At 73.9% G+C, this 6090-nt stretch carries 4 protein-coding genes and 1 pseudogene; 2 read left to right on the top strand and 3 right to left on the bottom strand.

The window, feature by feature from the left end:
• Positions 1–65: 65 nt before the first annotated feature.
• Positions 66–761 carry a response regulator transcription factor gene (locus DQW06_RS02055; RefSeq protein ID WP_013155013.1) on the bottom strand — a complete coding sequence of 232 codons (696 nt, stop codon included), beginning with the start codon at positions 759–761 and terminating at the stop codon, positions 66–68.
• Positions 758–2284, bottom strand: coding sequence for a histidine kinase (locus DQW06_RS02050; protein ID WP_117197862.1), 1527 nt, complete (start codon positions 2282–2284; stop codon positions 758–760). The genes DQW06_RS02055 and DQW06_RS02050 overlap by 4 nt, the downstream gene beginning before the upstream one ends.
• Before the next feature lie 204 nt (positions 2285–2488).
• Between DQW06_RS02050 and galE the strand changes: the two genes are divergently transcribed.
• Both galE and guaA read left to right on the top strand, forming a co-directional pair.
• A complete protein-coding gene (gene galE, locus DQW06_RS02045) occupies positions 2489–3502 on the top strand; it encodes a UDP-glucose 4-epimerase GalE (RefSeq protein ID WP_013155011.1) in 1014 nt (337 codons plus the stop codon).
• Positions 3503–3636: 134 nt separating this feature from the next.
• Positions 3637–5217 carry a glutamine-hydrolyzing GMP synthase gene (guaA, locus tag DQW06_RS02040; RefSeq protein WP_013155010.1) on the top strand — a complete coding sequence of 527 codons (1581 nt, stop codon included), beginning with the start codon at positions 3637–3639 and terminating at the stop codon, positions 5215–5217.
• Positions 5218–5361: 144 nt separating this feature from the next.
• On the opposite strand, the pseudogene DQW06_RS02035 reads toward guaA, so the two are convergent.
• Positions 5362–6090: pseudogene (locus tag DQW06_RS02035) on the bottom strand (serine/threonine protein kinase); the annotation flags it as partial.

Below are 6090 nucleotides of genomic sequence, written 5' to 3'. Positions count from 1 at the left end.
GGGGAAGGCCGGTGGCGCGGAGCCGGGCGGGGCGTCGGGAGGGGCGGGCTCGCCGGGGTGCCCGTTCACGCCTCCCGGAGCAGGTCCTCGCGGCCCACCAGCCCGGCGCGGAACGCGAACAGCACGGCCTGCACCCGGTCACGGGAGCCGGTCTTGGCCAGGACGTGGCCGACGTGGGTCTTGACCGTGGGCATGGACAGCACGAGGCGCTCGCAGATCTCCGTGTTCGTGTACCCCAGCGCCACGGCGACGAGGACCTCCTGCTCGCGCGGGGTCAGCGAGGCGACGGCGCGGCGGGTGTCCCCGTCGATCGGGACCGGGCGGGAGGAGGGGCCGCCCAGCAGCGGGCGCACGTGCCCGAGCAGTCTGCGCGTGGAGCTGGCCGAGATGACGGAGTCGCCCCGGTGCACGGTCCGCACGGCCTCCAGCAGCTCCTCGGGCGGGGTGTTCTTGAGCAGGAAGCCCGCGGCCCCGGCCTCCACCCCCTCGACCACGTACTCGTCGGTGTCGAAGGTGGTGAGGATGACGACGCGGCAGTCCGCCCCGGAGGAGACGAGGGAGCGCGTGGCGCTCAGCCCGTCCGTACCGGGCATCTGGACGTCCATGAGCAGGACGTCGACGGGGTCGGAGTGCTGCCTGGCGAGGGCCTGGGCCCCGTCGCCCGCCTCCCAGGCCACGGTCAGGTCCGGCTGGGAGTCGATGACCATCGCCATGCCCGCCGTGAACAGCACCTGGTCGTCGGCCAGCCCCACGCGGATCACGCCTCCTCCCAGGGGACCACCGCGCGCACCCGCCAGGTGCCGGTGGCGTCGTCGGCGCCGACCTCCAGGGTGCCGCCGTGCAGGCCCACGCGCTCGCGCATGCCGACCAGGCCGTGGCCGGGGCCCCGCCGAGCGCCGCCCGGGACCGCCCCGACGGCGGAGGGCGCCTTGGCGGCGGAGTGCCTCCCGGTACCGGAGGGCCTTCCGGTGCGGCAGGAACCCGCGGGCGCCGAGGGGCCCGAGGCGTCCGCGGGTGTCGATGGACCCGAGCGGCCCGTGGGAGGGACCCCCTCGGGTGCGGAGAGGGCCGTGGGCACGGAGAGGCCCGCGAACACCGGGGGAGCCGAGGGGCCTCCAGACGCGGACGGACCTGTGGATTCCGAGCGGCCTGAGGGGCCCGCGGGTGTGGTGAGGGCCGCGGGTGCGGCCTCGCGGACGGAGTTGGCCACGTCGATCCCGACCCGCCCGGGCGACCACGTCAGCTCGACCCGCGCGGCGGCGGGTCCCCCGTGCTTGAGCGCGTTGGCCAGCGACTCCTGCACCACGCGGTAGACCGTCAGGGACGCGGTCGTCGGCAGGGTCGCCGGGGCGCCGGTGTCCGCCCGGCCGCCGCGCGGGGCGGCCGGGGACCCGTGCTGGACCAGGCGGATCCGCAGACCGGCGCGGCGGTACTCCTCCACGAGGCCGGGCAGGTCGCCGACCCCGGGGGCCGGGGCGGCCCCGCGCTCCTCGCCGTCGCGCAGGACGCCCAGGAGCTGGTGCAGTTCCGCCGCCGACTCGCGTCCCACCTGGGCGACGGTGGCCAGGGCGGCCACCGCGCGCTCCGGGGCGGCCTTCGCGGCGTAGCGGCCGCCGTCGGCCTGGGCGACGATGACGTTCAGCGAGTGCGCGAGGATGTCGTGCATCTCCCGGGCGATGCGCGTCCGCTCGTCGAGCGCGGCCAGGCGCACCTCCTGCTCCCGCTGGGTCTCCAGCAGCCGGGCGTGCTCCACGACGCGGGCGAACTCCTCGCGGTTGCGCCTGCGGAACGCTCCGAGCAGGGAGAACAGCGCGACCGCGGTCCACGCCGAGACGACGCTGTTGAGGCGCAGCTCCAGGTCCGCGGAGAGGTTCTCCGGCGGGATGGAGAGGACGGCCCAGGCCGCTCCGGCCAGGAGCAGGAGGAGACCGACGGCGCGCCACGGGCGCGGGAGCTCGGCCTGCGCCGTGTAGGACGCGACCAGGGCGCAGATGCCCACCGGGGCCGTGGGCTGGTCGAACCAGAGGATGTGGAACGCCAGCAGGACGCCCAGCACCGCGAGGCACGCGAACGGGCGGACGCGGCGCAGGGCCAGGGCGGCGCAGCACGCGGTGGCCAGCACGAGGTAGACCCACGACTCGGCGGTGTCGAAGCTGGCCCTCGGCCAGGTCGCCATCGACATGGCGAACCAGACGACGGCCCAGAGCGCGTCCACGGCGAGCACGTGGCCGCGGGCCCACAGCGTCACGCGGTCCAGGAGGGAGCGTGGGGACAGGTCGGGCATTCCCCCAGGATAGGAACGCGCGGGCCGGAGGGCCTCGTGCCACGGCATGAGACCGGGGCGTCCGAAAGGCGGTCCCGCGGCCCCCGCATGTCGCCGAAGGGCAGGTCACGGGGCATGGCGTGTCCACGGGCCCGCTCCCGGAGGGCGCCTATCCTGGGGAGCGCCCGCGACGCGGCGGGCGCACTCCACCCAGGGAAGCGAGACATGAACGTACTGCTCACCGGCGGTGCCGGGTACATCGGCTCCCACACGGCGGTCGAACTCCTCGAAGCCGGGCACGAGGTCGTGGTCGTGGACCTCCTCTCCAACAGCCACGAGGAGGCCCTGCGCCGCGTCGAGCGCATCACCGGGCGCGCCGTCGCCTTCCACCGGGCCGACTGCGCCGACCCCGAGGCGATGCGCCGGGTCTTCGCCGAGCACCGCGTCGACGCCGTCATCCACATGGCCGGGCTCAAGGCCGTGGGGGAGTCGGTGGAGCAGCCGCTGCGCTACTACCGCAACAACATGGACGCCCTGTTCACGCTCATCGAGGTCATGGACGAGCACGGCGTGCGCGACCTGGTGTTCAGCTCCTCGGCCACCGTCTACGGCGACCCCGAGCAGGTGCCGATCACCGAGGACAGCGCCCTGTCCGCCACCAACCCCTACGGCGCCACCAAGCTGTTCGCCGAGCGCGTCCTCCAGGACACGGCCGCCGCCGACCCGCGCTGGCGGATCACCGCCCTGCGCTACTTCAACCCCATCGGCGCCCACCCCAGCGGCCTGATCGGCGAGGACCCCCAGGGCGTTCCCAACAACCTCTTCCCCTACGTCGCGCAGGTCGCCGCGGGCCGCCGCGAGCGGCTGAACGTGTTCGGCGACGACTACGACACCCCCGACGGCACCGGCGTGCGCGACTACCTGCACGTGGTGGACCTGGCCCAGGGGCACATGGCCGCCGTGGAGCACCTCGCCGACGCTCCCGGGTACCGCGTCTACAACCTGGGCACGGGGCAGGGCACCTCCGTCCTGGAGGGCCTGCGCGCCTTCGAACGCGCCACCGGCGTGGCCGTCCCGTACGCCGTGGTCGACCGCCGCCCCGGCGACATCGCCGTGTGCTACGCCGACCCCTCGGCCGCCGCACGCGACCTGGGCTGGAAGGCCGTGCGCACGGTGGACGACGCCTGCCGCGACGCGTGGCGCTGGCAGTCGGCCAACCCCGCGGGCTTCACCGCCTGAGCCCCGGGAAGCCCTCCCGGCCGCCCCGTCGCGCGAGCTGAGCCGGACCGCACACGCGCGCGGGGCCTTCCGGGCGTGTGCAACGCCCTAGACTGGGCGGACATCCCTGTACTTCCTGCGGAAGGTCCTCCGTCGTGTCCGTTGGTGCTGAGAGCACGTTCGACACCGTTCTCGTCGTCGACTTCGGCGCGCAGTACGCGCAGCTGATCGCACGCCGGGTCCGCGAATGCCACGTGCACAGTGAGATCGTGCCCTCGACCATGCCCGTCGAGGAGATGCTCGCCAAGAAACCCAAGGCCATCATCCTCTCCGGCGGACCGTCGTCGGTCTACGCCGAGGGGGCCCCGAACCTGGGCCCCGAGCTGTTCGAGACCGGGGTGCCCACCTTCGGCATCTGCTACGGCTTCCAGGCGATGACCCGGGCCCTGGGCGGCACCGTCGCCAGGACCGACCTCAGTGAGTTCGGCCGCACCGAGCTGTCGGCGGTCACCGACTCCCTGCTGTTCGCCGGGATGCCCGCCGAGCAGCTGGTCTGGATGTCGCACGGCGACTCGGTGGTGGAGGCCCCCGAGGGCTTCGCCACGACCGCCAGCACCGCGGGGGCCCCGGTCGCCGCGTTCGAGCACACCGGCCGCAACCTCTTCGGCGTCCAGTTCCACCCCGAGGTCCTGCACACCGAGCACGGCCAGGAGGTGCTGCGCCGCTTCCTGTACGAGGGCGCCGGGTGCCGCCCCACCTGGACGATGGTCAACATCGTCGAGGAGCAGCTGGAGCGCATCCGCGAGGACATCGGCGACAAGCGCGTCATCTGCGCGCTGAGCGGCGGCGTGGACTCCGCGGTGGCCGGCGCGCTGGTGCAGCGCGCCGTCGGCGACCAGCTGACCTGCGTCTTCGTGGACCACGGCCTGCTGCGCAAGGGCGAGGCCGAGCAGGTGGAGAAGGACTTCGTCGCGATCACGGGCGCCAAGCTCAAGGTCGTGGACGCCGAGGAGCGGTTCCTGTCCGCCCTCGCGGGGGTCTCCGACCCCGAGGAGAAGCGCAAGATCATCGGCCGCGAGTTCATCCGCGTGTTCGAGCAGGCGGCCCGCGAGGTCGTCGCCGAGAGCGGCGAGACCGGCGCCGAGGTCGAGTTCCTGGTGCAGGGCACCCTCTACCCCGACGTGGTGGAGTCCGGCGGCGGTACCGGGACCGCCAACATCAAGTCCCACCACAACGTGGGCGGGCTGCCCGACGACCTCCAGTTCACGCTGGTGGAACCGCTGCGCGAGCTGTTCAAGGACGAGGTGCGCAAGGTCGGCGAGGAGCTGGGCCTGCCCGCCGAGATGGTCTGGCGCCAGCCCTTCCCCGGCCCCGGCCTGGGCATCCGCATCATCGGCGAGGTCACCCGGGAACGCCTGGAGATCCTGCGCGAGGCCGACGCGATCGCCCGCGAGGAGCTGACCCGCGCCGGACTCGACCGCGACATCTGGCAGTGCCCGGTGGTGCTGCTCGCCGACGTGCGGTCGGTGGGCGTGCAGGGCGACGGGCGCACCTACGGCCACCCGGTCGTGCTGCGCCCGGTCAGCAGCGAGGACGCCATGACCGCCGACTGGTCGCGCGTGCCCTACGACGTGCTGGCCAGGATCTCCAACCGCATCACCAACGAGGTGCGCGAGATCAACCGGGTGGCGCTGGACGTGACCAGCAAGCCCCCGGGCACCATCGAGTGGGAGTAGCCCCCTCGGGGGGCCGTTCCGGGCACCGGTCGTCCACAGGCGCGGACCGGGGGCGCCGGTGCGGTGTCCTGGATACAGGGGGCTCCCCACCCCGGCGGCACGGTGCCGCCCTGCGACAGGCGCGGCCCGACCCCGGTCCGGGGCTCAGTCCACGATGTGCTCGATGTTGATCTCCGTGGCCTCCGCGCCCGTCCGGTGGTTGAGCACCAGCGTGCGCGGGTCCATGTCGTCGCGGAGTATGAACACCAGCTCGCCCCCGGCGGCGACCCCGGGACTGATCCCGGCCGGGTCCCACAGCGGGGCCTCGACCTCGCGCACGGACGGCGCCTGGGCGTTGACGGGCTCCCCGCTGGTCGTCATCTGCTGCTCTGTGTGCTCGAACCTCACCAGTTCGTCGCTGACGTTGAACAGCTCCAGGTCCACCACGCAGTACTGGCCGGTCGAGGGCAGCTCCGAGCGGATGTTGTGCTCGGTCAGGCCGCAGCTGACGCCGCGGATCCGGTACTCGACCATGCGGTCGGCCGAGGCGCCCGACATCCCGCTGGGCACCTCGCCGGGCGCCTCCTCCTCGTCGGCGCCGCCGGGGGACTCGTCGCCGGGCGCGGGCTCCTGCGGTTCCTGGGCGGCGCCCGTCTGCTCGGAGGAGTCCCCCTGGGGGTCGCCGTCCCCGAAGAGCGACCAGTCGCTGAGGTTGGTCAGCACGGTCGCCATGACGATCAGGGCCGCCAGCAGCGCCACGGCGCCCAGCACCAGGGCCACGACCGTCCCCTTGCGCCGGTTGGGCGCGGCGGGCTGGTGCGGTGGCGGCGGCACCGGCGGAACGTAGGGCTGCGGACCCCGGCGGCCCGTCTGCTGGTCGGCCGGGGGGACCAT

The sequence above is a fragment of the Nocardiopsis sp. TNDT3 genome (assembly GCF_003427465.1).
Classification (GTDB): domain Bacteria; phylum Actinomycetota; class Actinomycetes; order Streptosporangiales; family Streptosporangiaceae; genus Nocardiopsis; species Nocardiopsis dassonvillei.
The sequence above is the reverse complement of the archived record's forward strand: the minus strand, read 5'-3'. Positions and strand labels throughout refer to the sequence as shown.

What these genes read in the sequence shown, in the direction of transcription:
- DQW06_RS02050 (WP_117197862.1), bottom strand. Translation starts at nt 2,284, where the DNA reads ATGCCCGACCTGTCCCCACGCTCCCTCCTGGACCGCGTGACGCTGTGG.
- galE (WP_013155011.1), top strand. Translation starts at nt 2,489, where the DNA reads ATGAACGTACTGCTCACCGGCGGTGCCGGGTACATCGGCTCCCACACG.